We start from the raw sequence: 26,678 nt of genomic DNA, 5'->3' as shown, positions 1-26,678 counted from the left end.
ACACGCTACAGCGCAGCCCTCTCATCAGCGCACCCCTCTCATCCCCTCAAGGCGCCAGCGCCTCCTTCAATGGCAGCCGTGCCATATGGCTGGCACTCAAGGACCCCAGGTACAAGTCATCTCCATATTCGCGCACCGTGGTGATCGGCGAGTAGTTGCCGCTGCTGCCATCCTGCAGGTTGGCAATCACCCGGCCCTGGGTATCCAGGCCCAGGACAAAGCCGCGCTTTTCCACCGGCTTGGGCAACACGGTCATGGCCCGCACCAGCATCTTGCGCACGAAGGGATAGGCCGCGGTGCCATCGAGCAGGGCATTGCGCGGCGCATACAGGGCCACCCAGAAGCGCTCCCGGCCATTGAAACTGAGGTTGTCCGGCAGCCCCGGCAAGTTGTCGATGAACAGGTCATGGCTGCCGGCCTTGTCGCCCTTGAGCCAGTAACGACTGATGCGGTAGGCCCCGGTTTCATTGACCAGGACAAACGCCTCGTCCGGCCCCAGGGCAATGCCGTTGGCGAATTCCAGGCGCTCCAGCAGCACCTCGGTGTTGCCGCTCTGGAAGTCGTAACGCAACAGGCGGCCATCGCCGCCATGCTCGATCACCGCCTCGCCGTCGTGGCCATAACCCCAACGGCTGGTGGCGTCGCTGAAATAGGCATAGCGCCCGGCGGCGTCCACGGCCACGTCGTCGGTAAAACCGAACTTCAGGCCATTGGCGGCGGTGCTCAGGGTCTGCAACTGACCTTGCCGGTCCAGGGCCAGCAGGCCCTTGATGGCATCAGCGATGATCAGGCGGCCATCCGGATGCCGGGCCAGGCCCAGAGGACGGCCACCGGTGTTGACCAGCACCTTGAGGACGCTGCCGTCGAGGCTGGTCTGGATCACCCGGCCGTCGTGCAGGCCGGTGATCAGTTGGTCGTTTTCCAGGAGCAGGGCCTCGGGGCCATCGATGTCCCGAGCGCCCACGGGCTGTACCGCCTTGAGCTTGTGGTTCTCGGCATAGGTGCCCTGGCTCAGTGAGGGGGCAGGGGCCGGGGTCCAGGCCACTGGCTGGACCCGGGTCGGTGCCAGCAGCAGGAACGCCAGGATCGCGACCACCAGCAGCAGGAGGATGCGGCCGGGGGAAAAGCGTCGGGGGGCAATCTGATTCATGCAAGGACTCCTGTCGTGGGGCGGCTTCAGGATGGGCTGCGGGCCGGGTCGCTGGTCGGCAGCGGGATGGCCTGTTGGGCCGTCTCACACAATGCCAGCAATGACGCGGCGGATTCTCGCTCTATCCGCCGTTTGAATAACAGCTGATTGCCCAGGCGCATCAGCAGGTTGTCGAAGCGGTATTCCAGGGTCCGCACAAAACGCGTGCGTTCGGCCGCCAGCGGTTGGCATTCATAGGTCACTTGCAGTTCCAGGCCATGATCGCCCCGGGCAGTGGCGCGCCAGCGGTGCCCCGGCAGGTACTCCTGGACCTGCCAGCTCAGGTGGCCGCTGCGTCCGCCGGCATGGATGTCTTCCTCGAAACCCTGTCCGGCGAACAGGGGCCCATCGTCACCGAACACCTTGAGAGAGGATGGATGCCATTGTGGCCAGCAGCGTGGGCTGGCGGCGTAGGCCAGGGTGGTGGCGGCACTGCGGGGGATCTCGATCTGATGCTGCATGCGGGTCATGGGCGTGGACTCGTCAGGAAAGGGAACGGGGGCCGGCACCTCTTCCGGTTGCCAGTACAAGGTGCCAAACAGCCAGTCCATCAGCGGCAGGACGATATTGAAGTTGCGCTCCTGCATCAGCTCCCGGCGGTGATGCAGTTCGTGCAGGCGGCGCATCTGCCGCACCCAGGGCAGGCGCGCCAGGGGATGGCTGGCGGGCAAGTGCTCGCAGGCATGGAAGACCTCATAGGCCAGGTAGCCGATCAAGGTGCCACTGGCGAACAGCGCCGCGACGTTATTGTTCCAGACACTCAGCAACCCCCACAGGGGCAGGGCGAACAGCAGGCTGTGGACCACGATCAGCCAGGCCGGAAACAGAATCACCCGCCAGTCCTTGCGGCCTTCATAGGTCATCAGTCCCGGGGTGAAGAAACTGTGGTGGTCGCCGGTATGCCGGGCATAGAACAGCCGGGCGAAAGGCTGCTTGTGATGCCCCAGCCAGCGATGCACCACGTAGATGCACAGGTTGAAGAACAGCAGCGACACCGGCACCGCCAGCCATTCCAGGGGCAGCACCCGCTCCAGGGTGCTGCACAGCACTGCGATGCACAGCACGCCGTAGCCGAGGACGAAGCCGCCATGCAGCCAGGGGTTGTAGCGCGGACTGACCGCGGCTCGATACTGCTCGCGAAAGTGTTGGGTGGTGGTTCGCACGGCGCTGTTTCCCGTTGTTGTTTTTGTGGGCTGCAGCGTAGCCGTCGACCCTTTATCCAGCCAATGGATAGTGGGAATGAGCATTATTCATCAAGCTGAAAAGACCGTGAAAAGGGCCGGGGGAAAGCGTGTCGAGGCGGCGACGGGGTGAATGAAAGATTGACGCCAGAATAGTGACTATTTAGTATTTTGCCATCAAATTGATATTACTTTTGCTGATGTTCTGTTTCTTTTGACCCGCTTTTCTCTGCTGCGGATCGATGGATTTCCAGTCCGATCTTGCCTCGTGAAATCAATTATCGCTCGCCGTGGGCCTTCGGGATGAAGGCCTTTGGGGTTTTGACTCCTGCATTGTTGAGAGACTGACATGGACGTTCGCCAACTCGCCTTTATGGCCCGCCAGCCTTCGGCTGCCCTGCAATCGCGTGACTCTTTCTGCGGCTTGTCCAAGCGCAGCCTAGCGTTCATTCTCGCCAACATGATGTTCTGGCAGCCGCTGGTGGTGATGGCCGACGGCATTGTGGTCAACGGCAGCGGCACCACACTCGGTCAGGCGGGTAATGGCGTGCCCATCGTCAACATTGCCGCGCCCAATGGCAGCGGCTTGTCCCATAACAAGTTCAGCGACTACAACGTCGGCCAGCAGGGCGTGATCCTCAACAACGCCACCGGCCGCACCCAGTCCACCCAGCTGGGGGGGATCATCCTCGGCAACGCCAATTTGGGCGGCCGTTCGGCTAATGTGATTCTCAACGAAGTCAACGGCGGCAGCCCCAGCCAGCTCAAGGGCTACACCGAAGTGGCCGGGCAATCGGCCCATGTCATCGTCGCCAACCCCTACGGCGTCAGCTGCAACGGCTGCGGCTTCATCAACACCCCCAAGGCCACCCTGACCACCGGCAAACCGGTGATCGAGAACGGCCAGATCCAGCGTTATCAGGTGGACCAGGGCAGCGTGTCCATCGAGGGCGCGGGCCTCAACGCGAGCAATATCGACCAGTTCGAAATCATCACCCGCAGCGCGAAAATCAACGCCGAGATCCAGGCCAAGCACCTGGCGGTGATCGCCGGGGCCAACGATGTCGACGCCAAGACCTTGAACGCCACGGCCCGCGCCGCCAACCCAGCGGATGCGCCGCAACTGGCGATCGACTCTTCAGCCCTGGGCGGCATGTACGCCGGGGCCATCAAGCTGGTGGGCACCGAGGCCGGGGTCGGGGTCAAGCTCGACGGCAAGCTGATCGCCAGTGGCGGCGACATCCAGCTTGATGCCGATGGCCAGCTGCGCATGGCCGACGCTACTGCCGAGAAGGGCGCGGTGGCGATCAAGGCCGGCAGCCTCGATGCCCAGGGCGCGGTCTACGCCGGCAGCGAGCTCAAGGTGCAGACCCGGGACGACCTGAGCAGCCAGAAAACCCTCGCCGCCCGGGACCGCATCACCCTCGACAGCGGTGGCCAGTTGACCAACAAGGGCATCATCGAAGCCGGGATCAATGTCGACAACAGCCGCAACCCCGACGCGGACATCACCCTCACCGCCCAGAGCCTGGACAACCGCGGCAAGAGCATTGTCGCCAGCCGCGATCTGACTATCACTACCGCCCAGACCCTGGACAACCGGGGCGGTACCTTGAGTGGGCAACGTCAGGTGACGCTCAGTGCCGGCACCCTGGACAACCAGAACCAGGGCCGGGTGCTCAGTAGCGATGCGTTGGTGCTACAAGCCGGGCAACTGCTGAACCACAACGCCTTGATCACCAGTGATGGCGAGCTCAAGGCCAATCTCGGCCACCTGGGCAATCGCCACGGTGAGCTGACCAGCCTGACCCAGGTCACCCTGCAAGTGACTTCACTGGACAACGTCGCCGGGCTGGTGATGGCGGGCGACACTCTGGACATCAGCGCCAGCGGGAAGATCAGCAACCAGGGCGGGGCCCTGGGGGCGGAGCAACTGCTGAAGGTGCGCGCAGGGGACCTGGACAACAGCAAGGCCGGTAATCTGCGCAGTGAGGGGCGCCTCAGCGCCGAGGTCGCCGGGCGTCTCGACAATCAGGACAAGGGACTAATCCAGGCCACCGGAGTCGTTGAGGTACAGGCCGGGCATCTGGATAACCGCAAGGGCAAGGTTTCCGCCAGCGACACCTTGCAGGTCAGTGGCGAGATGGCAGACAACCGCGGCGGGGTGATGCGGGCGGACCAGGCCCTGAACCTGCTGAGCAGCGAGCTGGACAACCGTGACCAGGGCCGCCTGGAAAGCCAGGCCGCGGTGACTGTAGAAGGACGCCGGCTGGACAACAGTGGCGGCCTGCTCAGCGCCACCTCCGGCCTGGAGCTCAAGACCCGGGAAGTGCTCAACAACGGCGGGCGTATCGCCAGCAAACGTGACCTGCAGGCCCAGGTCGACAGCCTGCGCCAGCAGGGCGGCGAACTGGTGGCCGAAGGCGATCTGCACCTCACAGGCCAGCACCTGGACAACCGCGACAAAGGCCTGGTGGCGTCCCTCAAGACCCTGACCCTGGACGTCGCTGAAGTGGACAACCGTGGCGGTGCGCTGTCGGGCCGGGGCGAGCTGCAGATCAACGGCCAGGGGCTGAACAACAGCGACGGCGGCAAGATCCTGGCCGACGATCGCCTGCTGCTCAAGGTGGCCCGGGTGATCAACCAGAACCAGGGGCTGCTGTTCAGTAAGCAGGGCCTGAATCTCAGCGGCAGTAGCCTGGACAACAGCGGCGGCCAGTTGGTGAGTCAGAAGCCCTTGCTGCTGACCCTGAGCGCAGCCCTGGACAACCAGCGTGGCCTGATCAGCGGTGAAGACCTGCTGACCCTCAAGGTCGGCAGCCTGGACAACCGCGGCGGCCGCCTGACCGGCGCCCAGGCCCTGAGCATCGACAGCCGCGGGGCGCTGCTCAACCAGGCTGGCGCCATCGTCGCCGAACAAGGCCTGGCCCTGGACAGCGCCAGCCTGAACAACAGTGGCAAGGGCGTGATCAGCGCCAAGGCTGACGCGCGTCTGAACACCGGGGACTTCGACAACAGCCAGGGCGGCAGCCTCACCAGCGCCGGGCAGTTGACCCTGACCGCCGCACAACTGACGAACCACCAGGGCCGGATCGGCAGCGATCAGGCCCTCAACGCCAGTGTCAGCGGTCTGGATCAGCAGGGGGGCGAGCTGTTCAGCAACGCTGATCTGACCCTGGACCTCAACCACGGGCAGTTGAACAACCAGGGCGGCAACCTTCACACCCCCGGGCAACTGCTGTTGCACAACCTCGATCAGGTGGACAACCGCGGTGGCGAGATCTCCGGGGCCAAGGCCTTCAGCCTGAACGCTCGGCAGTTGGACAACAGTGGCGGCAAGGTCCTGAGCAACCAGGCGCTGACCCTGCGCATCGAACAGGCCCTGATCAACGTCAAGGGCCTGATGGCGGCGGCGGCACTGGACAGCCGCAGCACCCGTCTGGACAACCGCGAGGGTGAGCTGCACAGCCGTGGCGACCTGCAGTTGCAGGTCACCGAGGCGGCCGACAACCAGGGCGGAGTGATCCTGGCCGACGCCCAACTGATCCTCAAGGCCGGTACCCTGGATAACCGCCAGGACGGCCTGCTGGGGGCGACCCGGCAGCTTGACCTGAACATCGGGCAACTGGACAACCGTGGCGGCGAGCTGTCCAGCCGGCAGATCGGCCTGGTCGGCGAGCGCCTGGACAACAGTGATGCCGGGCGGGTACTGGCCAGCGGCGACCTGACGCTGACCGTGGCCCGGGTGATCAACCGGAGCCTGGGGCTGATTAGCGCGGACCAGGGCCTGAGCCTCAAAGGCACGAGCCTGGATAACCAGGACGGGCACTTGGTGGGGCTGCAGCGCCTGGACCTGGCGCTCGCCGGCGACCTCGACAACCATCAAGGCCGCATCAGCAGCGAAGGCCGTCTGGGCATCCAGGTGCGCAATCTCGGCAACCGCCAGGGCAGTCTGTCCAGCGCTGGCGCCCTGCAGATCAGCGCCCGGGAGGCCTTGGACAACCGGGGCGGCAAGCTGCTGAGCGACGCCGCGCTGACCCTGTCCAGCGCTCGTCTGGACAACCAGCAGCAGGGCGTTATCAGCAGCAAGGCCAAGCTGGCACTGGAGACGGGCGAACTGGACAACAGCCAGGGCGGCAACCTCAACAGCGGTGATGAACTGAACCTGACCGCGACCCAGGTCAACAACGACCAGGGCAGCATCGGCAGCGCCAAGGCCTTGCAGGCCTCGGTCAGTGGCCTGCAGCAGCAAGGCGGCAAGCTGTTCAGCAAGACTGCCCTGAGCCTGGACCTCAATCACGGCACGCTGAACAACCAGGGCGGCTTCATCAACGCCCCCGGTCCACTGGTGCTGAACAACCTGGGCTCGGTGAACAACCGCCAGGGTGAAATCTCCAGCGAGCAGGCCTTCGAACTGGCGGCGCAAAGCCTGGACAACAGCGCCGGGCAACTGCTCAGCCAGCAGGCGCTGACCCTGCGTATCGACGGCGCGCTGACCGCACTCAAGGGCAAGATTGCCGCTGCCGCCCTGCAGATCGATGCCGGCAGCCTGGACAACAGTGGCTCGCTGCTCAGTGACCACGACCTGGGCTTGAGGGTCGCCGGACCGCTGCAGAACCAGGGTTTGATCCAGTCCGCCGGGGGCTTGCAGCTCAGCGCCAAGGGCCTGGACAACCGGGGCGGCAAGCTGCTGGGCGGCACGGCGCTGAGCATCGATCTGGGACCGCAGACCTCGGACTTGGACAACCGCCAGGGCCTGATCAACACCCAGGGCGTGCTGAGCATCGCCCACCTGCGGGACCTGCAGAACCGCAAAGGTGAAATCTCCAGCGCCCAGGGGTTCAACCTGGCCGGGCGCAATCTGGACAACAGCGCCGGCACACTGATCAGCAACCAGCAGTTAGGGGTCGAGGCAGCGCAGCTGACCAACCAGCAGGGGCTGGTCTCCGGCTGGCAGGGGCTCAACCTCAGCGGTGGCAGCCTGGACAACCGCCAGCAAGGCACCCTGTCGAGCCTGCTGGGGGATCTGCATATCGACCTCAGCGGCGCCTTGCTCAACAGTGCGCAAGGCGGGCTGGCCAGCCAGGGTCAGCTGACCCTCAAGGCTGCCAGCCTGGACAACAGCGACAAGGGCATCGTCACCAGCAAGGGCGAGCAGCAACTGATCCTTGGCAGTGGCGGTTTGAACAACGCCCGGGGCGGGCTGATTGAAAGCAGCGCCAGCCTCGACATCGGCGCCGGCGAACTGGACAACCAGGGCGGCCGCCTCAGCGCCGTGGGCGCCTTGAACTTCACCGGCAATAGTCTGAACAACCAGGGTGGCAACCTGCGCAGTGAAGGCGCGGTGACCCTCGACCTGCTGGGCGCCCTGGTCAATGCCCAGGGCCAGTTGGCCGCCAGTGGTCCGCTGTTGCTCAAGCGTTCGAGCCGGATCGACAACCAGGGCGGGCAACTGATCAGCCAAAACCTGATGACCCTGTTCAGCGCCAGCCTGGACAACAGCAACCGTGGCACCCTGGCCGCCAACGGTGCGCTGCAAATCACCACCACTGGCCAATTGAGCAACCAGGGTGATGGCCTGATCTACAGCCGTGACGCCGGGTTGAGTCTCAATGCCGGCAGCCTGAACAATGCCCAGGGAGCGATCCAGAGCGCCAAGGCCCAGACCCTGACCATGACCGGGGACATCGACAACCAGGGTGGCAAGCTGATCGCCGAAGACGGCGACCTGCGTATCCAGGGCGCCAACCTGGACAGCCGCGGCGGGGTGCTGTCGAGCCTCAAGGGTCTGTTTCAGGCTCGTGTCTGGGGGCAATTGAACAACCATGGCGGCCAGGCCGAGGCCCAGAGCCTGGACCTGCAGGCCCTGGCCGGGATCGATAACGGTGGTGGGCGGATGGCGGCCAAGGGCGGCGACCTGCTGCTCAACAGCGGTGGCGCAGGGGTGGATAACAGCAACGGCGGGCTGTACGCCAGCGGGCGGGTCAAGGCCAGTGGCAACTCGCTGAACAACGGTGTCGGGCAGGTCAACGGCCAGCACATCGACCTGGACTTCAAGGGGCCAGTGAACAACCGTGGCGGCCTGATTGAAAGCCGCGAGAGCCTGGCCCTGCGAGGCGCCAGCCTCGACAACCAGGGCGGCAAGCTGCGGGCCCTGGCGACCGGGGGCAAGACCGAACTGCAGATCGGCGGTCAGTTCGACAACCGCAACGGCCTGCTGGAAACCGCCAACACCGACCTGACCCTGGCGGCGTCGGGTTTGCTCAACCAGGGTGGCAGCCTGCTGCACCTGGGTGAAGGCAACTTCGATATCGCCACCGGCAATGTGATCAATGCCGGCGGCAGCCTGATCACCCGTGGAGGCCTGACCCTCACTGCCGACAGCTGGACCAACAGCAGTGTGATCCAGGCCGGACGCCTGAACCTCAACGTCAACCAATTCGCCCAGACCGCCAGCGGCCAGTTGTTGGCCAGCCAGCACTTGCAGGCCCGGGGCGGCAACTGGAGCAACGACGGGTTGCTGGCCAGCGATGGCAGCCTGGACCTGCAGATCGGCGGCACCTATTCCGGCAATGGCCGGGTGTCCAGCCTGGGCGGCATGACCTTCGGTGCTGCCCAGGTGAACCTGGGCAGTGCCGGCAGCATCGCCGGCGGCGGTGATACCCAGGTCAATATCGGCGGGCAACTGAACAACGCCGGGCGCCTGACTTCCAACGCCAAACTCACCGTGAAGGCCGGCGGCGTGCTCAACACCGGTACCCTGGGCGGCGCCCAGGACCTGAGCCTGACCACCCCGACTCTGGTCAACGACCATGGTTTTGTCTTCAGCGGCCAGAACGCCAGCCTCAACATCAACACCCTGACCAACAGCTATGGCGAGTTCTACAGCCTGGGCGGCCTGACCGTGGCCGGCATGGCGGCCGGCACCTCGGCCCAAAGCCTGAGAAACATCTCCGGCAATATCCAGAGCGGCGGCGATATCAATATCGCTGCACTGGATCTGGTCAACGACCGGGAAAAATACGAGGCCAGCCAGCAGATCACTGATGGCCGCATGACCATCCGCTGCGCCCAGCACTGCGGCGGTGGCGCCAGTTGGGTCCGGGGGCCGGTGTTTATCTACCGGACGGTAGAAGGGGTGGTGACCAGCGACTCACCGCAGTCGACCCTGAACGCGGGGGGCAACCTGACGGTCAACAGCAGCAGTTTCCTCAACCGCTACAGCACCGTATCGGCAGGCAATGACCTGACCATCAGCAGCGGCACCATCACCAACCAGGCCTCTCTGGTGGCGTCCGGGTCTTCCGGCTATGAAGTCGGTGCCGGGGTCAAGATCAAGCGCGGGCTGTTCTTCCAGCTGGCCCGTGACGTGCAGGCCTACGACCGGGCGCACCCCCAGGGCAGTGCCTTCAACCAGCAGGACTTCGCGGCCCTGGTGGCCAAGTTCAACCCGGGGATCTTCTATGGCATCGACCGGCCGGTAGAGACCTCGACCCTGAGTTCTTCCTCGGCGCCGGCCATCATCCAGGCCGGCGGCAAGGCCCGGCTCACGGCGGCCAACGACATCAGCAACATCAGCGTGATCAAGAGCGCCATTGCCGTGGGCGATCGCGCCCGGGACACCGGCGTCGGGGCATCGAGCAAGCCGCTGATGGTGGTGCTCAACTCCCAGCTGCCGCCGGACCTGGCGCAGCAGCAGGTCAATCCCCTGAGCCTGCCGAACTTCAGCCTGCCGTCGGGGCAGAACGGGCTGTTTCGCTTGAGTGGCCAGGGGGGCACTGCGCCGCCCGCAGCGCCGGCGCAAAGCTGGAACATGGGGGGCGCGAGCCTGGAGCTGACCTCGCGTCAGGCCGGGCCGGAGCCGATCCGCCCTCGGGACCTGAGCAGCCAACCGCTGCCGCAGGTGGCCCTGGGCGCCCGCGAGCTGAATCTGCAGGATCACCAGGCCACCGGCATCGATGGCCGCACTGCCGCGGTCCAGGTCAGCGCGACGGCGGCGGACTCGCCGCTGGGCGTGCTGTCGCCAGTGGGCGGCACCGGCAACCAGAGCGTCAGCCGGGTCCAGGGCCTGCCGGACAGCAGTGTGCGCAGCAATCCCCACAAATACCTGATCGAAACCAACCCGCTGCTCACCGACCTCAAGCAGTTCATGAGTTCCGATTATCTGCTCTCGAACCTGGGGTATGACCCGGACCAGAGTGCCAAGCGCCTGGGGGACGGCTTCTATGAGCAGCGGCTGATCCAGCAGGCGGTGACGGCGCGCACCGGTCAGCGGTTCCTCGATGGCCAGAACAGCGACGAGGGCATGTTCAAGTACCTGATGAACAACGCCATCGCCAGCAAGGACTCGCTCAACCTGGCGGTGGGTGTGACCCTGACCTCCCAGCAAGTGGCGGCCCTGACCCACGACATTGTCTGGCTCGAAGAACAGGAAGTGAACGGCGAGAAGGTGCTGGTGCCGGTGCTGTACCTGGCCAACGCCAACAACCGTCTGGCGGCCAACGGTGCCCTGGTCCAGGGCCGGGACGTGACCCTGATCGCCGGCAAGGACCTGGTCAACTCCGGGACTTTGCGTGCCAGTGAGAGCCTCAGTGCGACAGCGGGCACCGACCTGCTCAACAGTGGCCTGATCGAGGCCGGCAATCGCTTGAACCTGCTGGCCGGGGACAACGTGGTCAACCAGGCCGGCGGCATCATTGCCGGGCGTGACGTGACCGTCCGCGCCCTGGCGGGGGATGTGATCAACGAGCGCAGCGTCACCACGTTCCAGAGCAACCCCGGTTCCACCACCCAGCGCCAGGACTACGTCAACAACGCGGCGCGGATCGAGGCCCGCAACGACCTGAACCTGGGCGCCGGGCGCGACATCAACAACGTCGGCGGCGTGTTGAGCAGCGGTGGCGACACCACCCTGATCGCCGCTCGTGACGTCAATCTGGTATCGGCTCAGGAGCACGACAAGCTCACCCGCGACCGTTATCTGAACGAAAGCATCACCCAGCACGGTTCCAGCGTCAGCGTTGGGCGGGATCTGGCGGTCAGCGCCGGACGCGACCTGACGGCGGTCGCCAGCCAGATCGAGGCCAAGCGCAACATCGCCATGGATGCCGTAGGGGACATGACCCTGGCCTCGGCGGCGGACGAGCAGCACAGCTACTCCAAGACCAAGAAGGTCACCCGCCAGGAAGACCATGTCAGCCAGGTCGGCACCTCGCTGACCGCCGGCGCCGATGTGGTCCTCAGTGCGGGCAAGGACCTGAGCCTGATCTCCAGTCGCATCAGCGCCGGCAACGAAGCCTACCTGGTGGCCGGTGACAACCTGGAGTTGCTGGCGGCCCAGGACAGCGACTACTCGCTGTACGACATGAAGAAGAAGGGCAGTTGGGGCCGCAAGAAGACCCGGCGTGACGAGGTGACCCAGGTCACCAACATCGGCAGCGAGATCACGACTGGCGGCGACCTGACCCTCAAGAGCGGCGGCGACCAGAAGTACCAGGTGGCCAAGCTGGAAAGCGCCAAGGACCTGACCCTGGACAGTGGCGGCGCGATCACCTTCGAGGGGGTCAAGGACCTGCACGACGAAAGCCACACCAAGAGCAACAACAATGCCTTCTGGAATTCCTCCAAAGGCCGCGGCAACACCGATGAAACCCTGCGCCAGAGCAGCCTGGTGGCCGGCGGCAGCCTGACCATCAAGGCCGTGGAAGGCTTGAAGATCGACATCAAGCACATCGACCAGAAAAGCGTCAGCCAGGCTATCGACGCCATGGTCCAGGCCGACCCGCAACTGGCCTGGCTGAAACAGGCCGAGGCCCGGGGCGACGTCGACTGGCGCCAGGTCAAGGAGATCCACGAGTCCTTCAAGTACAACAACTCGGGCCTGGGCCCGGCAGCGCAGTTGATCATCGCCATCGCCCTGGCGGCGGTGATGGGGCCGATGATGGCCGGGATGAACACCATGCTCCAGGCAGTGGCGGTGAACGTCGCCACCAAGGCCACGGTCAGCACCATCGACAACCGCGGCAACCTGGGCAAGGTCCTCAAGGACGTGACTTCCAAGGAGAGCATCAAGGGCTACACAGTGGCCGCAGCCACCGCCGGGGTGGCCCAGGGGTTGAACTACAACCCGAGCGCCATGGGCCTGGATGCCAAGAGCCTGCAGACCGTGGCGGTCAAGGTCACGGCCGATGCCTTGATCAAGACCGCAGTCTATGGCGGCAGCTTCAAGGACAACCTGGCAGCTTCGGCAGCCGGAACCGCCGCCAGCATCGGCGGGGCGTATGGCGCCGGCAAGATCGGCGACCTGGGCCTGACCGAGGGCGGCCTGGCGAAAATTGCCCTGCATGCCGGGCTTGGCGGCCTGCTGTCTGAAGCCATGGGCGGTGATTTCCGCACTGGAGCCATCGCCGGTGGTGCCAACGAGTTGTTGGTGGGGGTGCTGGGGGACAAGCTGCTACCGGACAACCTGATCCCCGGTTCGCCGGAGTACATCCAGGCCCAGGCCAACCTGATGGCCCTGTCGCAGATTGTCGGGGTTCTCGGGGCGGCCGCCGCCGGCGGTGACCTGAGCATCGCCTCGACGGTGGCGGCCAATGGCACCCAGAACAACTACCTGACGCACCAGGCCTTCGACGAGTTGGGCAACTGCCTGTCGGGCCGTACCTGCTCCACCGATGAGCAGAAAAAGGCCGCCGTGACCAAGGCCGAGAAACTCAGCGAGTGGCTGGACTCGGAGATGCGCAGCATCTGCGACAAGGCGCCGACCGGCGACGGTTGCCGGGCGGCGGTCAACGCTTCGATCAAGTACGTGGCCATGAAGGATGCCTGGAAAATCATGAACAAGGACGTGGTCCGTTCCTCGAAGAACACCTTCGACTACCTCTACAACACTGAAGGGGCAGCGACGCGCCTGGTGACCTACCTGAACACCATCGACAACCGGGCCAACTTCTTCGGTGCCAGTAATGTCTATGAGCAGAACCTGGGCATTGGCGCCAAGTGGTTTGGCGGGGCGGAAGAAGTGTCCAGGGCCTTTTTGACCGGGTTGGGTGCCGATGGTGATGGGACCTACCTGCCGTCCTACATCACCTTCGCTGCTGGACGAGTAGTGGCGCCGGTCTACGACTGGCGCAAGGCGGCCGGGGATGCGTTGATCACCGGTGGCTTCGATAATTTCAAGAATCTCTACAACAAGGCCACCACCGATCCGGTCGCCTGGGATATCAAGCAGTTGAAAGGCGAACAGACTATATTGCAGCCGGTTCATGAGAAGTACCTGGGGGGCCGTGATCTGTTTCAGACGATATCGGGCAAGGCCACCAATACTTCAGGAATAGCAGGGCACTTTATTGAGGAGAGGCAGGGTGTTCCAGGTGGAATCAATATTCTGGATTACGCCTCCAGGGTCGAGTTTGGTTGCAAGCTGCTGGGTTACTCAAAAAGTCAGGGATGCGCTCCATGACTGAGGTGAAATACCCACGTCTGAAGGTGTTTGCAGTGTTTGTGCTGTGTCCCCTGGTGCCGGGTTTTGTTGCCGGCCTGGTGAACTTCGTGTTGCTGCTTGCTCATCTGACCAGCAATCCGCGCTTGCTGGGCGAAGTCAGGGGAGGGGAGCTGTTGCTGATGCCCGTGTTGGCGCCGCTAATGACGCTGTTGGTGTTCTTCGTGCCTTTCCTCGGGCTGGCCCTGGGGGTGGCGCTGATAAAAGTCAGGAGGAGCGCGTTCAGTTGCAGCGCTGTGTCGCTGATTGGCGGCGGTCTTGCCATGTCATGGGCCTTGCTGTTCATTCGCGAAGTGGTCAATTACGTTGCAACGGCCCGATATTCCGATTACCTGCTTGGCCTGTTGCTGATCTTCCTGGCCGCAGCCATGACCTGCTGGCTGACCGCGCGTTTGTTCCTGCCGCAGCAGGATCCTGGTCCCACCGTGGCCGAATGATCCACGTGCCCCCCGGTTGCCGTTATTGACAGCCGGGGGCGGCGCTGCGAATTATCCAGCCCCCGGATAACCTCAGTGGGCATTATTCATGAAGCTGAATGTGCAACGCCTGGACCTCAACCTGCTGCGGGTGTTCGACGCCCTGATGCAGGAGCAGAACCTGTCCCGGGCCGCCGTGCGCCTGAACCTCAGCCAGCCGGCGGTAAGCAATGCCCTGGCGCGCCTGCGCCGGCACCTGGACGAGCCGCTGTTCCTGCGTACCGCCCGGGGTATGCAGCCCACTTCCAGGGCGCAAAGCCTGCATATCGCTGTGCGCCAGGCCCTGCATCTGTTGCAGCAGGGCCTGGACCCGACCGCCGCGTTCGATCCGGCGGCGGCCGACCCGTTGTTCACCCTGTCGATGAACGATTACGCCCAGGCGCGGCTGCTGCCGGCGCTGTCCCAGCGTTTGCAGCAGGTGGCGCCCAAAGTCCGGCTGGCGGTGCGCAGCGACAGCGCCGATTCGCTGGCGGCCTGGCTCTGCGCCGGAATGCTCGACCTGGCGGTGGACTACCTGTACTTCGACAATCCGGACCTGTGCTACCAGCCATTGCTGGAGGAGCAACTGGTGGTGATCGGGCGCGCCGGCCATCCGGCCTTCACCCCGGAGCTGGACCTGGCCGCCTATCAGGGCAGCCGGCATGTGGCGATTCCCGATCGCGGCGGGCGCGGTTCGCCGCTGGAGATCGTCCTGGGCTCGGCCAAGGTCCAGCGTCAGGTGCAGTTGTGGGTGCCCCATTACCTGAGCATTCCCTTGATCGTGGCCCAGTCCGATCTGCTGGGTACGGTGCCACGGCATCTGGCGGAGCATTTTGCCGCGTTGCTGCCGATCCGCATCGCCCGCCTGCCGCTGCTGGCAGCGCCGGTGCAGGTCAGCCTGATCTGGCACCGCCAGCAACAGCAGGCGCCGGGGTTGCAATGGCTGCGGGGAGAGGTCAGCGCGATTGCCAGTGGGGTTGCGCAGTGAAGGGCGCACCGTCCCGGCGCCTTGAAAGTGCGACTCTCGAGGGGTTCCTAGTGGTTGCAGCGCTCGTGTAGCAAGGCTCGCGGGCATTTGCCGGCCAGAGGTCTTGGTGGGTGTCCGGCTGGCAATCAAGAGCCTTCTTGGTCAAGGCCAAGAGCCGTCCTGTCTCATTCGGAAGTTAACGTTTGTAGGCTTTCCGGGCCTTGGGCATAAGGCCAATGCCACACACGAGTTAGGTAAAAAACCAATGAAGTTAATCCCCAATCGGGAGTCGACCCTGTGCTCTGCGGCCGGCCCCGGCATGCCCTGTATTCTCCCCGGGGTTGAGCGGATATGACTACTTCTCTTCTATTGCGTACTGGCTTGTCTCACCGGAACTGGCTGTTCTGCGCAGCCTTGATAACACTCTGGCCAGACTCCCAGGCATCCGCCGAGATCATGCTCAGCGCGACGCGAATCATCCTCAGTGCTGATGAACACAGCGCGTCGACCGTTGTGTCCAACCTCACCAGCAGCGATTACGCGGTGCAGGCCTGGGTCAACGATGCCAGGGACAGTCAGGATCCGTACACCCCGTTCATTGCCATGCCGGCCCTGTTCAAGGTGCGGGCAGGCGAAGAACAAGTGGTGCGGATCATCAAGACCCCCGGGCAACTGCCGGAGGATCGGGAGTCGCTGTTCTATTTCAATGCCGAGGAAATTCTGCCGTTGGCGCACAAGCAGGACAAACCGTTGAACGTCGCGGCACGCACCCGGGTGAAGCTGTTCTACCGCCCCGGGAAGTTGCCGGGTACGGCCCGGGAAGCCCCCAGCCAGCTGTCATGGAAACTGCTGGACCAACCTTGCGGGACGGTATTGCGCGTCACCAACCCCAGTGCCTATCACGTCACTTTCATGGAGGTCCGGATAATGGACGGCGGCCGGCCCATCGAGTTGAAAAATGTCGGCATGGTGGCGCCCAAGTCCAGCCAGGACTACCGGCTCAAACACAAGCTCAAGTCCGGCACTGCCACCGTCGAGTTTTCGATCATCAACGATTACGGCGGTTACAGCGAGCCCTTGAAGTCCAGTGTCAGGTTCTGAATCGCTGGCCGGGTCAAGCTCTGCTGCAACGTAGCGAGCGCTCGACCTCAATCCGGGCAACGCCCACACGCTCTGGCGTGTGGGCGTTGTCGTGTCTGCGGCGGCACTCAGTCGGGGTTGGCGGAGGCCGTCAGGGTCCTGTTGAGTTTGTCCATCAGCCCACGCACCTCATTGCACAGCTGCGACAAGGTGCTGGTGGCGGCATTGTCCTCAAGGGCTTGCTCCAGGGCTTCGCATAACCGTAGCAGCGACTCGGACTGCATCATCTGCGCCGAGCTTTTCAGTTTGTGGGCCGTGTGGGCCAGGGCCTTGAGATCAACCCGGGCCATGGCGTCCTCCAAGGCCTGGAGATCCTGCTGATTGCATACGATCAGGTTACCCAGCAGGCTGCGCCGCTTGTCCTCCGGGAGGTTGAACAACTGCAGTGCCAAACTCCCGTCCTCCACCGCCTCCCGTGCCGTGCTCTCGGCGAACAATGGCACGTAGCGGGCCAGCATCGACACGCTCAGAGGCTTGAGCAGGCACACATCCATGCCGGCGGCGAGACCGGCCTGCATGTCTTCTGCCCGGGCGCTGGCGGTGGTGCCGATGATGGTGCAGGGACGAATGCGCAGTTGCTGTTCCAGGCGACGAATCTCTTCGGTCAGGGTGATGCCGTCCAACTCCGGCATATTGCAGTCGGTGATGATCAGGTCGACGTCGCTGTCCTCCCAGATGAACAGTGCCTCAAGCCCGTCGTGGGCCAGGATCGGCAGATGGCCGAGCAGCTCGATCTGCTCCTTGAGCAGGGTCAGGCTGGGTAGATGGTCCTCGACGATGAGGATCTTCAGGCGCTGTTGGATCGGGGGGGCGGGCTCGCTCACAGGCAGTGCCAGCGGGGTGTCGCTGGGTGTGGCTTCCTCGGCGCAGGCGGTCAGGGTCATGGTGGTGCCCTTGCCCGGGGCGCTGTCCACCAGCAGGTCGCCGCCTATGATCCGGCTCAATGACTGGCAGATGCACAGGCCGATGCCGGCGCCACTGTTACGGTTGGCGGTGACCCGGGAGAAAGGCGTGAACAGGGTGGCCATGTCGGCAGTGGCGATGCCCGGGCCGGTGTCTTGCACGCTGATGGAAAAGGCGAAACGTCGCTCACCCAATGCAACGCCCTGGACCCGCAGGGTGATATCGCCACTGTCGGTGAACTTGATCGCGTTGCTCATCAGGTTGGAGAGGATCTGCTTGATCTTCAGGCGGTCCAGGCGCAACGGCAGATCGGCACAGGCATCGAACCGGGTCTTGATCGACAGCCCTTTGCGGGTCGCCAGGCTGTCGAAGATTGCCAGGGTGGAAGTGACGATCTGCTTCAGGGTGCAGGTCTCGAGATGCAGGCGGGTCTGCCCGGATTCGATGCTGGAGATGTCGAGGATGCCCCCCAGCAGTTCCAGCAGGCTGACGGCCGCTTCATGGGCGAATTGCAGCGACTCGAGATTCTTGCCCTGGGGCGCCTTGCGGGTCAGTACCAGCTCCAGCATGCCGATGATGGCATTCATGGGGGTGCGAATTTCGTGGCTCATGGTGGCGAGGAAAATCGACTTGGCGCTGTTGGCCTGATCCGCCGTCTCCTTGGCCTGGCGCAGTTCTTCGAGGATGCGCAGGCGATCACCAATGTCCAGCCAGCCGCAGACCACGCCAAAGACCTGCTGCCGGTCGTCCCGCAGCGGTTGGACCCAGTGGTAGATGTCTAGCGTCTGGCCGCCCAGGGGCAAGGTCTGGTCACGGGAGAGGGCGACGCCGCTGGTCGCGACCTGCTCGTAGTCCTGTAGCCATTGTCCGAGCACCGCGCGCCCGAGCATCGCGTCGAGCATCTGGGTGTGGGTATTTGAGGTAGCGCCGGGTATGAAGGTCTGGGCGTAGGGGGTATTGAACAGCAACAGTTCGCCGTCGCGGCCACGTACGTAAATGGGGTGGGGAATGCTGTCGACGATGTTCTGGATCAGGCTCAGGCGTTCCTGCAATTGCTGGCGCACGATGGATTTCTTGAAGATCAGCTTTCTCAGGTAGAGGATCCAGATGCAGGTGGCCAGCAGCAGTACGAAGGACGCGCTGAGCACTTGGTAGACCCTCAGACCCACACCTTCCCAATACATGTTGTCGGTCGCGGCATTGGCGCGCCAACGTCCGGAGATGGCCGCGGTTTCACTGGGTGAAATGCGCAGCAGGGCCTTTTCGATAATGGAAATCAGCACCTTGTTATGCGGCTGGCTGGCGAGACCGATTTGGGCGTTGACGCCTTTGAGCAGACCCGAGACCTTCAGGGCGTCCTCGTATTTGTACGACAGGTAGTACCGGGCCTGGTTGGTGGAGGTCAGGGTGAAGTCGCTGCCACCGTCGCGAACCCGGTTCAGGGAGTCGGCGACGTTGTCCGTGGTGTGGATCTTCAGGTGCGGGTAGTTCTGGCGCATATGCTCCAGCAGGGCATCGGAGCGGGGTAGGGCGATGCTTTGTTCGGGATTGTCCTGGAGCTCGAACTCCTCGGGGCCGGTATTTTTGGTGATCAGGGTGTAGGGCGTGGTGATGACCGGTCGGGTAAACAGGTACTTGCGATCTCGGGAGTCGGTCTCCGACATGATGCCAAGGTCCACTTCGCCCTTGTCCAGCAACTCCATGGCCTTGTGCACCGAGCGGGTGCGGACGATCTCGAAACGCAGCCCGGAGTTCAGGCGTACCAGCTCCAGAATGTCGGACATGGTGCCGCCGAACTGGCCGCTGTTGTCGAACAGGGCGTAGGGCGCCAAGTCTTCGCTGACGGCAATCCTGAAGGGCTTCTTGCTGCCCAGCAGTTGTTTCTCTTCGCTGTTGAGCACGCTGACGAATTCGTCATCGCTGCACTTGAGGGTCACCACCCACCAATTGACCATCCTGATGATCTGGCAGCGACTGCGGGACTGCAGTTGCTGGTCGAGGATGGACGCCAGGTGGCTGTTGTTGTCGGTGTAGGCAAAACCTATGTTCGCCTCCAGGCCGTTGACACTGACGTTGGTCACCAGCTGATTGTTGAAACTCTGGTTCAGCAGGTAGTTGGTGCTGACGGTATCTCCCAGATAAGCCTGGGCATGTCCCTTGAGCACGGCGGCAATGGCTTCATAGGGCGAGTTGTAGTTCTTTATGGTGGCGCTGCGAAAGATCTTGAAGGTGTCCTCATCGATAAAGCCATCATGGGTCGATGAAATCTGCGCAGTGGGATCACGCAGGTCCACATCCAGCAGACTACCGGTGGTGGAGTACAAGGCGATCTGGGTATAGGCGTAAGGGGCGGAAATCTGCACGCCGTATTTCTCCGCCTCTGGCGGGGTGGTGGCGTCCACCAGGTCGATCTCGCCCGCTTTCAGTGCCTTGAAGGCGCTCCAGCGGTCCGGATAACCGATGATGTCGAAACGGATATTCAGGACTTTCTGCAGGGCCAGCAGGTTTTCCGCGAGTATGCCCTCCAGCTCCCTTTTCTCGGAGAAGATGGTCAGGGGCGGGTAGTCGGGGAAGGTTACGCCGATTCTTACGGAGCCCTTTTTATTGAGCCAGGCCTGGTCCTCGGGACTGACCTGGGCGGAAAACTGCAGGTTCTGTCCCCGTGAGGACAGTTGGAAGGTTTCAGCGGCTGAAGCAACGCCGGGCAGTAGCGTCAGGCTCAGTGTCATGAGTAGCGTCAGCAGGATGGTTTTCATCTTGCGCGAGTCAAATCAGGTTCATTTCTTTGGCGATACCGGCCAGTTCTATGGTGGTGCGTACTCCCATTTTGCGCAGGATGTTGATCTTGTGTCCGCTGACGGTCTTGTTGCTCAAGTGCAGCTTCTCCCCGATGGCCACGTTGCTCAGGCCCTGGACCAGTAGTTGCAGGACAATAACTTCCTTGTTGGTGAGTTTATGCGCGCTCAAGTCGCTGTTCTGGCCGTGTTCCATGTAGTGGGCCAGCACTTCCTTGGGGAAATACAGATAACCATCGTTGATGGTGTGAAGCCCCTTGATTAGTTCATCCATGCTTGCACTTTTGTTGATGAACCCCAAGGCCCCGGCTTGCATGCAGCGCGCGGCATAGGTGCTGGCCAGTTGCGAGGTGAAGACCAGGGTCTTGATCTTGAGATTTTCCGAGTTGAGGCGCTGCAGCACCGACAAACCATCCAGGCTATCAAGCCCGATGTCCAGTAGGAGGTACTCGGGAGCAAGGCTGCGTACTTTCGCCAGGGCATCCAGGCCATCGGCGGACTCGGCGACAACCTGATAGCCGTTTTGCTCAAGGGTGGCTCTAATCGCACCAGAGATGATGGGGTGGTCGTCCACAATCAGTACGGTTTTACTCATGATTCCCTCATTCTCATTATTACCTCTAGAACGCTTATAGCTGTATGCAATAAGGTTTCGAATCGCCGGACTTACTATACCCTCCGGCACTCGTTTTCCGGCTCTAAAGCTGACTGTCTGGTGCACTTTTAAGGATCTTCTTGGTTTTATGCGAGAAGCATCTCGGGTTCTTTGGCGGGCGCTTTTGTTAGTCTGAGGGCTCTTCTAGTTGTGCTGGAAAAGAACCGCAGAGGCAGTCAATGGGTTGTCAGTTGTTGTCCTTGAGTTGTTGTATTAGTAGTGGCGCCCGGGCTGATTGCATCAGTGGCAGTACTAATGTTTATGCGGATTTTCATAAGGGCACGGCCAATCCCCGGGCGGCCTTTACCCTCACTTGCAAGTAAGAGCAAAGGTCAGTTGCTGAGGCGTTTGGGCGTTATTGACGAAGAAGATGCTCAGTCTCAGACGCTTCCTACCTCCATTCAAGAAGCATCCTGAATTCAGTTGAGTCTGATTTGGATAGCATGATTTTTTATCCGGAGCCGCAGGTCATGTCGACGCTAAGCGTACTGTTGTTGTGTTCGAACGCTTTTCGGGCTCGACGGTTTTCCAGAATACTGGCGGCTTCGGGCTTTGCCCGGGTTCAGGTGATCAGCCAGGAAAGCCAGTGGACCCAATTCCCACCGGAACTGGGTGAACTGGACCTGGTGATCTGCGACTCGTTGCACTCCCTGACGGCCATTTATTACCTGCGCCGACTCTGCGAACACTACGGTTTCTTCTCGATGCTCGAGTGCGAAGCCTTGGAGGCGTCTATCCGCTGGGGCCTGGCGAACTTTCGCGTGCGCTCCGGCAAGTATTGCGTCGGCAGCTATAGCGACCTGGACACGGCGCAGATCAGTGGCTTGCTGCTCAAGGCCCTGACCGTCAAGCGCACGGTGAAGAACCACTCTCGCAGCAACAGCCTGGCGACCGATCGGCGTGCCCCCGCCAGCAATGACTGGATGGCGCAGCTGGATGTCGCCGAGGCTCTGGCACAGCAGCAGATCGTTGCCTATTTCCAGCCCCAGGTGTGCCTGAAGACCCGGCGCATCACCGGTGCCGAGGTTCTGGCCCGTTGGCAGCATCCCCACAAGGGCGTGCTGGGGCCACAGTTCTTCCTCGATCTGTTCGACAGCCCGGAGCGCCAGCGACAGCTGTTCGACTGCCTGTTGCAACAGGGCCTGATGCTGCAGCGGCAACTGCAGGCCCACACCCAGGGTGAGGCCCTGGTGTTCTCCTACAACATCGAAGCCAGCCAGCTGACCGACCCCGAGTTTGCCGCCCAGGTGCTGCGGCAGATCGAGGAGGCCGGGGTGCCCAAGAAGCAGGTGACCCTGGAGATCACCGAGCGCCAGGCCCTGACCCTGGACATGCAAAGCATCGAGAACATCAGCGTTCTGGTGAAAAGCGGTGTGCGCCTGTCCCTTGATGATTTCGGTACCGGCCATTCGTCGATCATGCGCCTGGCGGATATTCCCTTTGGCCAGATCAAGCTCGACTCGGGTTTTGTCGCCAACGCCCTGGGGCTCAAGGAAACCCGGATCATCGAGGCGGTGGTGGGGCTGGCACGCTCGCTCAATCTGGAGCTGGTGGCCGAGGGCATCGAGACGGAGAAACAACGTGCCCACCTGCAGCGCCTGGGGGTCGATGCGGCCCAGGGCTATCTGTTCCACAAGCCGATGCAGGGCCAGGCGCTGCTCCAGGTGCTGAGCGCGAGCCACTCGCCATTGCGGCTGATTCGTCAGGGCTAGCTGCGCAGCAGGCCCGCGGTTCTCACATCAGGTTCAGTTGCCTGGCGATAGTGGCCAGTTCGATGGTGGTACGCACCCCAAGTTTCTTCAGCACATTGATCTTGTGGCCGCTGATGGTCTTGTTGCTCAAGTTGAGCTTGGTGGCGATCTCCAGGTTGCTGTAGCCGTTGGCCAGCAACTGCAGGATCACCAGCTCCTTGTTGGTCAGGTTGTTGAGCGCATCGCGCGGGTCGTGGCCGGTTCCCCGGTACATCTCCAGCACTTCCCTGGGGAAATACAGATAGCCGTCGGCCAGGGCATTCAGGCCCTTGACCAGCTCCTGCAGGCCGGCGCTCTTGCTGATGAAGCCCATGGCGCCTGCCTGCATGCAGCGCACGCCGTAGGTGCTGGCGCGATTGGCGGTGAACACCAGGGTCTTGACCTCCAGATGGTCCATGGCAATGCGTTGCAGGACCGAGAGTCCATCCAGGTTGTCCAGGGTGATGTCCAGCAGCATGTAGTCGGGGCGCAGCTTGTGAATCTTGTCCAGCGCGTCGAAGCCGTCAGAGGATTCACCAATAGGCTTGTAGCCGTTTTCTTCAAGCAGCTCGCTGACAGCGGCGCAGATGATGGGATGGTCGTCGACGATAAGCACACGTCTGTTTTTCATGGGGCCCTCGGAAGACACCCTAGGGAGCGCCGTTAGGGCTCGTTGCGGAAAATGGGTCACTCGGCAGTCACTGTTTTTGTTGTGGAAGTCATAGGCCCGATGACTCTTTTGCAGGGGATCAAAGTTGTTTTGCCGGGCCGTGATGACGGCGGCACAACCCCAAGAGAGTGAAGGCGTGGCAAACGGCGCGAGCATGTTAGTTCAGAAGAACGGGCAAAAGATTCGTGCAAGAAGCGACTGGTAAATTTCCAAGACGCTTCTTGCCAGGGGGGGCGCGCTGTCCTTGAAGGCTGTACTCAAGTGGGAAATTTGCGCGGCGTCCTCAGCCCGGCCAGGGACTGAGGATGGCCGGGCGACCGGTCGCAGACACAGCCCAGGGGCTGTTGCGCTGTTACGGCGCCTTGAGCATCACATAGGCTTCACCGCCACGGCGATCGTGCATGAGGATGAAACTCTGGCCGTCGAGGGTGATCCGCGCCGGGACGTTCTGCGCCACCGGCGTGCTGGAAAACTTGGCGACGCTGCTCAAGAACTGCAGGGTCAGCGAGCTGTCGTTCTGGCTGGGGGTGGTGATCGCACATTCCTTGTTGATCTGGACCTGGACCCCCAAGGTCTGGTCCTGGTTCATGCCCATCTTGGCGAAACCGGCGTCGGTGAGTTCCACAATGCCATGGGCCCGGGCGGCGCTTTCGGCCCCGGCGAAGGACGGTGCGGACTTCAGGCAGATATCGCGAAAGGCCAGGATACCGGCGGAGGTGATGGTGGGTTCAGGGTCGATCTTGCGGGTGACGCTGGAGCAGGCGCTGAGCAGCATCAGGGCGGCGAGCAGGGCGGCAAGCGGTGCAGTGCGGGGCAGAGTACTCATGGACAATCCTTGGCGAAGGGCCGGCAGTGGCGCCGGGCTTGGTTCATGCCGAATCGTGCAATCGGCTGCCTAGCAGGGTAGGCACGGCTGGCGCCCAGATCAATGTTTTGTCGGGGCTTGGCAGGCAAAGTCCAGGCGCTCTGGCGCAGTAATTGCGTGCTTCATGGATCAGTTCAGCGAGGGGGCGAGCGGCCATGCAGTTACGAGCGTTGCGTTATTTTCACGAGGTGGCCCGTTGCGCCTCCCTGCGCCAGGCGGCAGAGCGGCTGTACGTCACGCCCACCGCCGTGAGTCGGCAGATCGAGCAATTGGAACACTTCTTTGGCACCGCGCTGATCGAGCGCGGGCCCCGGGGGATTCGCCTGACGGTGGAAGGCGAGTGCCTGGCCGAGCAGGTCAGCTCCACCTTGCGCGGCTTCGATCAGGTGCGTGACGTGATCGCCAGCCGGCAGAGCCAGGTAGCGGGTAACGTCAGCATCCATGTGTCGGAAAGTATCGTTTCCAGCGTGTTGGCGCCGGTACTGGCCGCGTTCAATCGGGCCCATCCCAAAGTCACCTTCAACATTGTCATCGCCAGTGCCGGCGCCACCCTCGATGCCCTGTGCAGCGGCGAGGCCGATCTGGGCCTGGCCTTTTACCTGCAGGAACGGGTCGAAGTGGAAGTGACCGCCCATTGCCAGTTGTGGCACCGGGTACTGGTCAGCGCCGAGCATCCTTTCGCCCAGTGCCCGAGCATTCGCCTGGAGGACCTGGAAGGGCAGCCACTGGCCATTCCGGATTCGGCCTACGGCGTGCGTCAGGCATTGGAAGGCGCAGCCCGCAAGCGAGGGGTGAACATTTTGCCGGTGTTCACCACCAGCTCCCTGGAGGTGCAGAAAAGCCTGGCCCGCCAGCGCGCGGCAGTGCTGATCCTGCCCCAGGTGGACGCCGAGGCCCGGGACCTGGGTGATGGCCTGGTGGCGGTGCCGATTGACGACGAGCACCTGGAACGGATTCGTGTCGATTTGTGCGTGGTCCGTCACCGCCCCCTATCGGTAGCGACCCTCAGATGCCAGGAAATGCTCGCCCGCGCCATGCAACGCCATAGCCTGGCGTAGAAGCGGGCTTGCCCGCGAAGACGGCTGCCAGGGCGATGCAAGGCTGGCGGGCCGCTTCGCCGGCAAGCCGGCTCCTACGGGGGAGGGTGATGGGGTCAGAACAGGTTGAACGGGAAATTCCCCACCAGACGGAATTCGTCGTAGCTGCCATCGATCTGCCCACCGCTGGCGCGGTGGTTGTAGACGATGGTGCGCAGCACCGCATCCTTGAGCCGCCCGGACTGCACCACATACGCCAGCATCAGGCCGTTTTCGTTGTGCTTGGCGCCGTCCAGGCCGCGCACGTTGTAGCCGCGGTTGCGGCCATCGCGATCGCCGTCGTAGTGCGTGCCGTCGATGCCCCAGCCCTTGGCGTGCCACAGGCTGGCGCTCAGCCCCGGCACGCCATAGGCGGCAAAATCCAGGTCATAGCGCAACTGCCAGGACTTTTCATTGGGGCCGTTGTAGTCCGAGTAGAGGGAGTTGGCCATGTAATTGCCGGTGGACTCCCAGACGTAGTCGAAGTACTCGTTGCCGAACACCTGCTGCCAGGCCAAGGTCAGGCTGTGGGCCTGGTGACTGCCGGTCAGCGCCAGACTGAAGGCGTCGTTGTCGATGTAGCCCAGGCGCTGCTGGCCCTGGTCCCGGGTGTGGTAGTAGTTGAACGCGGTCTTCAGCGCCAGCCGGCTTTTGTCCCCGGCGCGGTGGGTCATGCCCAGGTAGTACTGGTCCCACATGTTCTCGAAGCGCGAGGCATAAAGGCTGCCTTCCAGGCCCAGGCCGGGCTTTACCGTCGCCCCCAGGTAGCTGATGCGCTCGCCGCTGTAGGCGCGGTTGCCGAAGGTGGTGGTCAGGCGTTCGCTGCCGGTGCCGGTGCGCGGGATGGCCCGGTCGAAGCTGCCGGCCTGCAGCGACAGCCAGTCGGTTTCGTTGCTGTACAGGCCCACGCCCTGGAAGCTCGAGGGCAGGGCGCGGTTGTCCTTGTAGCGCAGCACCGGGTTGTCGGTCATCAGGCGTCCGGCCTTGAGCTCGGTGTTGGACAGGCGCAGGCGTACGTCGCCGATCCCCAGGCGGCTCCAGGTGGGCAGGGCATCGCCGTCGCTGTCCACCAGCACCCGGTCGCCGCCGTTGGCCACCCGGCCATGACCACGCTCCAGGTTGACCGCGCTGAACAGCCCGGCGTCGACGCCAAAACCCACCAGCCCCTGGGTGTAGCCGGAGCTGTACTTGAGCATGCCGGTCTGTACCCAGGTTTCCCGCACCCGGGTGCGCTCGATGCCGTCGGCCTTTTTGATCGACAGGTAGGTGTCGCGCTGGGTGTGCTGGTTGGAATAGTAGTGACGCAGGTTGAGGTCCAGGTGGCTGCCCTGGATAAACCCCGGCGCCTGATCCTGCTGGCTCGGGCGCGGGTTGTCCTGGGCCAGGAGGGTGCTGCTGGCGCTCATGGCCAGGACGCAAAGTACAAGCTGTTTCATGCTGCTTCCCCACAAATCAAAGGCGTCAAGCCACCGCCCGACCGCGGTTATGCGCGGCCGGCAGGGTAGAGAAAAACGCGGTGCCGGAAAAGAGTGCTGGGCAGTGCGAAGCGCGA

The 26,678-nt window shown here is 63.0% G+C and carries 13 protein-coding genes; 6 read left to right on the top strand and 7 right to left on the bottom strand.

From position 1 onward, the window contains the following. Positions 1 to 46 precede the first annotated feature (46 nt). Positions 47 to 1,150 carry an SMP-30/gluconolactonase/LRE family protein gene (locus FW796_RS17575; protein WP_404937222.1) on the bottom strand — a complete coding sequence of 368 codons (1,104 nt, stop codon included), beginning with the start codon at positions 1,148 to 1,150 and terminating at the stop codon, positions 47 to 49. Between the two features lie 26 nt (positions 1,151 to 1,176). Further along, positions 1,177 to 2,352: an SRPBCC family protein gene (locus FW796_RS17570; RefSeq protein WP_446439666.1), complete on the bottom strand. Its 1,176-nt coding sequence runs from the start codon at positions 2,350 to 2,352 to the stop codon at positions 1,177 to 1,179. A gap of 367 nt (positions 2,353 to 2,719) precedes the next feature. Here FW796_RS17570 and FW796_RS17565 point away from each other — a divergent pair, with 367 nt between their 5' ends. The 4 genes from FW796_RS17565 to FW796_RS17550 all read left to right on the top strand — a co-directional run bounded on the left by FW796_RS17565 (position 2,720) and on the right by FW796_RS17550 (position 16,393). After that, complete coding sequence (locus FW796_RS17565) at positions 2,720 to 13,831, top strand: two-partner secretion domain-containing protein (RefSeq protein ID WP_446439665.1); 11,112 nt, start codon at positions 2,720 to 2,722, stop codon at positions 13,829 to 13,831. Further along, positions 13,828 to 14,307 (top strand): hypothetical protein, encoded by a 480-nt coding sequence (locus FW796_RS17560; protein WP_404937219.1) that lies wholly within the window; start codon positions 13,828 to 13,830, stop codon positions 14,305 to 14,307. Before FW796_RS17565 ends, FW796_RS17560 begins: the two co-directional genes overlap by 4 nt. A gap of 88 nt (positions 14,308 to 14,395) precedes the next feature. Further along, positions 14,396 to 15,313: a LysR family transcriptional regulator BsrA gene (gene bsrA, locus FW796_RS17555; RefSeq protein ID WP_346635297.1), complete on the top strand. Its 918-nt coding sequence runs from the start codon at positions 14,396 to 14,398 to the stop codon at positions 15,311 to 15,313. A gap of 330 nt (positions 15,314 to 15,643) precedes the next feature. Further along, positions 15,644 to 16,393: a fimbrial biogenesis chaperone gene (locus FW796_RS17550; protein ID WP_446439664.1), complete on the top strand. Its 750-nt coding sequence runs from the start codon at positions 15,644 to 15,646 to the stop codon at positions 16,391 to 16,393. 107 nt (positions 16,394 to 16,500) lie between these two features. On the opposite strand, the gene FW796_RS17545 is transcribed toward FW796_RS17550, so the two are convergent. Both FW796_RS17545 and FW796_RS17540 read right to left on the bottom strand, forming a co-directional pair. Next, a complete protein-coding gene (locus tag FW796_RS17545; RefSeq protein ID WP_446439663.1) occupies positions 16,501 to 20,091 on the bottom strand; it encodes an ATP-binding protein in 3,591 nt (1,196 codons plus the stop codon). A 10-nt stretch (positions 20,092 to 20,101) separates the two neighbouring features. Next, positions 20,102 to 20,725, bottom strand: a complete 624-nt coding sequence (locus FW796_RS17540; RefSeq protein ID WP_346635300.1) for a response regulator transcription factor — start codon at positions 20,723 to 20,725, stop codon at positions 20,102 to 20,104. Positions 20,726 to 21,255: 530 nt separating this feature from the next. Between FW796_RS17540 and FW796_RS17535 the strand changes: the two genes are divergently transcribed. After that, positions 21,256 to 22,497, top strand: coding sequence for an EAL domain-containing protein (locus FW796_RS17535; RefSeq protein WP_404937215.1), 1,242 nt, complete (start codon positions 21,256 to 21,258; stop codon positions 22,495 to 22,497). 22 nt (positions 22,498 to 22,519) lie between these two features. Here FW796_RS17535 and FW796_RS17530 read toward each other — a convergent pair whose 3' ends face one another. Together FW796_RS17530 and FW796_RS17525 are read right to left on the bottom strand one after the other, a co-directional pair. Continuing rightward, on the bottom strand, positions 22,520 to 23,146 hold the full coding sequence (locus tag FW796_RS17530) for a response regulator transcription factor (protein ID WP_346635302.1): 627 nt from the start codon (positions 23,144 to 23,146) through the stop codon (positions 22,520 to 22,522). A gap of 391 nt (positions 23,147 to 23,537) precedes the next feature. Next, complete coding sequence (locus tag FW796_RS17525; RefSeq protein ID WP_346635303.1) at positions 23,538 to 24,011, bottom strand: hypothetical protein; 474 nt, start codon at positions 24,009 to 24,011, stop codon at positions 23,538 to 23,540. Positions 24,012 to 24,205: 194 nt separating this feature from the next. On the opposite strand from FW796_RS17525, the gene FW796_RS17520 reads away from it, so the two are divergent. Further along, positions 24,206 to 25,108, top strand: coding sequence for a LysR family transcriptional regulator (locus tag FW796_RS17520; RefSeq protein ID WP_346635304.1), 903 nt, complete (start codon positions 24,206 to 24,208; stop codon positions 25,106 to 25,108). A 95-nt stretch (positions 25,109 to 25,203) separates the two neighbouring features. On the opposite strand, the gene FW796_RS17515 is transcribed toward FW796_RS17520, so the two are convergent. Next, positions 25,204 to 26,562 carry an OprD family outer membrane porin gene (locus FW796_RS17515; protein ID WP_446439662.1) on the bottom strand — a complete coding sequence of 453 codons (1,359 nt, stop codon included), beginning with the start codon at positions 26,560 to 26,562 and terminating at the stop codon, positions 25,204 to 25,206. Between the last annotated feature and the right edge of the window lie 116 nt (positions 26,563 to 26,678).

This window comes from Pseudomonas sp. 910_21 (assembly GCF_052850735.1).
This window is presented reverse-complemented; position numbering and strand designations above follow the sequence as displayed.

Excerpts from the sequence above, each read along its gene's own strand:
- FW796_RS17575 (WP_404937222.1), bottom strand. The coding sequence starts at position 1,150 with ATGAATCAGATTGCCCCCCGACGCTTTTCCCCCGGCCGCATCCTCCTG.
- FW796_RS17565 (WP_446439665.1), top strand. The coding sequence starts at position 2,720 with ATGGACGTTCGCCAACTCGCCTTTATGGCCCGCCAGCCTTCGGCTGCC.
- FW796_RS17560 (WP_404937219.1), top strand. The coding sequence starts at position 13,828 with ATGACTGAGGTGAAATACCCACGTCTGAAGGTGTTTGCAGTGTTTGTG.
- bsrA (WP_346635297.1), top strand. The coding sequence starts at position 14,396 with ATGAAGCTGAATGTGCAACGCCTGGACCTCAACCTGCTGCGGGTGTTC.
- FW796_RS17550 (WP_446439664.1), top strand. The coding sequence starts at position 15,644 with ATGACTACTTCTCTTCTATTGCGTACTGGCTTGTCTCACCGGAACTGG.
- FW796_RS17545 (WP_446439663.1), bottom strand. The coding sequence starts at position 20,091 with ATGAAAACCATCCTGCTGACGCTACTCATGACACTGAGCCTGACGCTA.
- FW796_RS17540 (WP_346635300.1), bottom strand. The coding sequence starts at position 20,725 with ATGAGTAAAACCGTACTGATTGTGGACGACCACCCCATCATCTCTGGT.
- FW796_RS17535 (WP_404937215.1), top strand. The coding sequence starts at position 21,256 with ATGTCGACGCTAAGCGTACTGTTGTTGTGTTCGAACGCTTTTCGGGCT.
- FW796_RS17530 (WP_346635302.1), bottom strand. The coding sequence starts at position 23,146 with ATGAAAAACAGACGTGTGCTTATCGTCGACGACCATCCCATCATCTGC.
- FW796_RS17525 (WP_346635303.1), bottom strand. The coding sequence starts at position 24,011 with ATGAGTACTCTGCCCCGCACTGCACCGCTTGCCGCCCTGCTCGCCGCC.
- FW796_RS17520 (WP_346635304.1), top strand. The coding sequence starts at position 24,206 with ATGCAGTTACGAGCGTTGCGTTATTTTCACGAGGTGGCCCGTTGCGCC.
- FW796_RS17515 (WP_446439662.1), bottom strand. The coding sequence starts at position 26,562 with ATGAAACAGCTTGTACTTTGCGTCCTGGCCATGAGCGCCAGCAGCACC.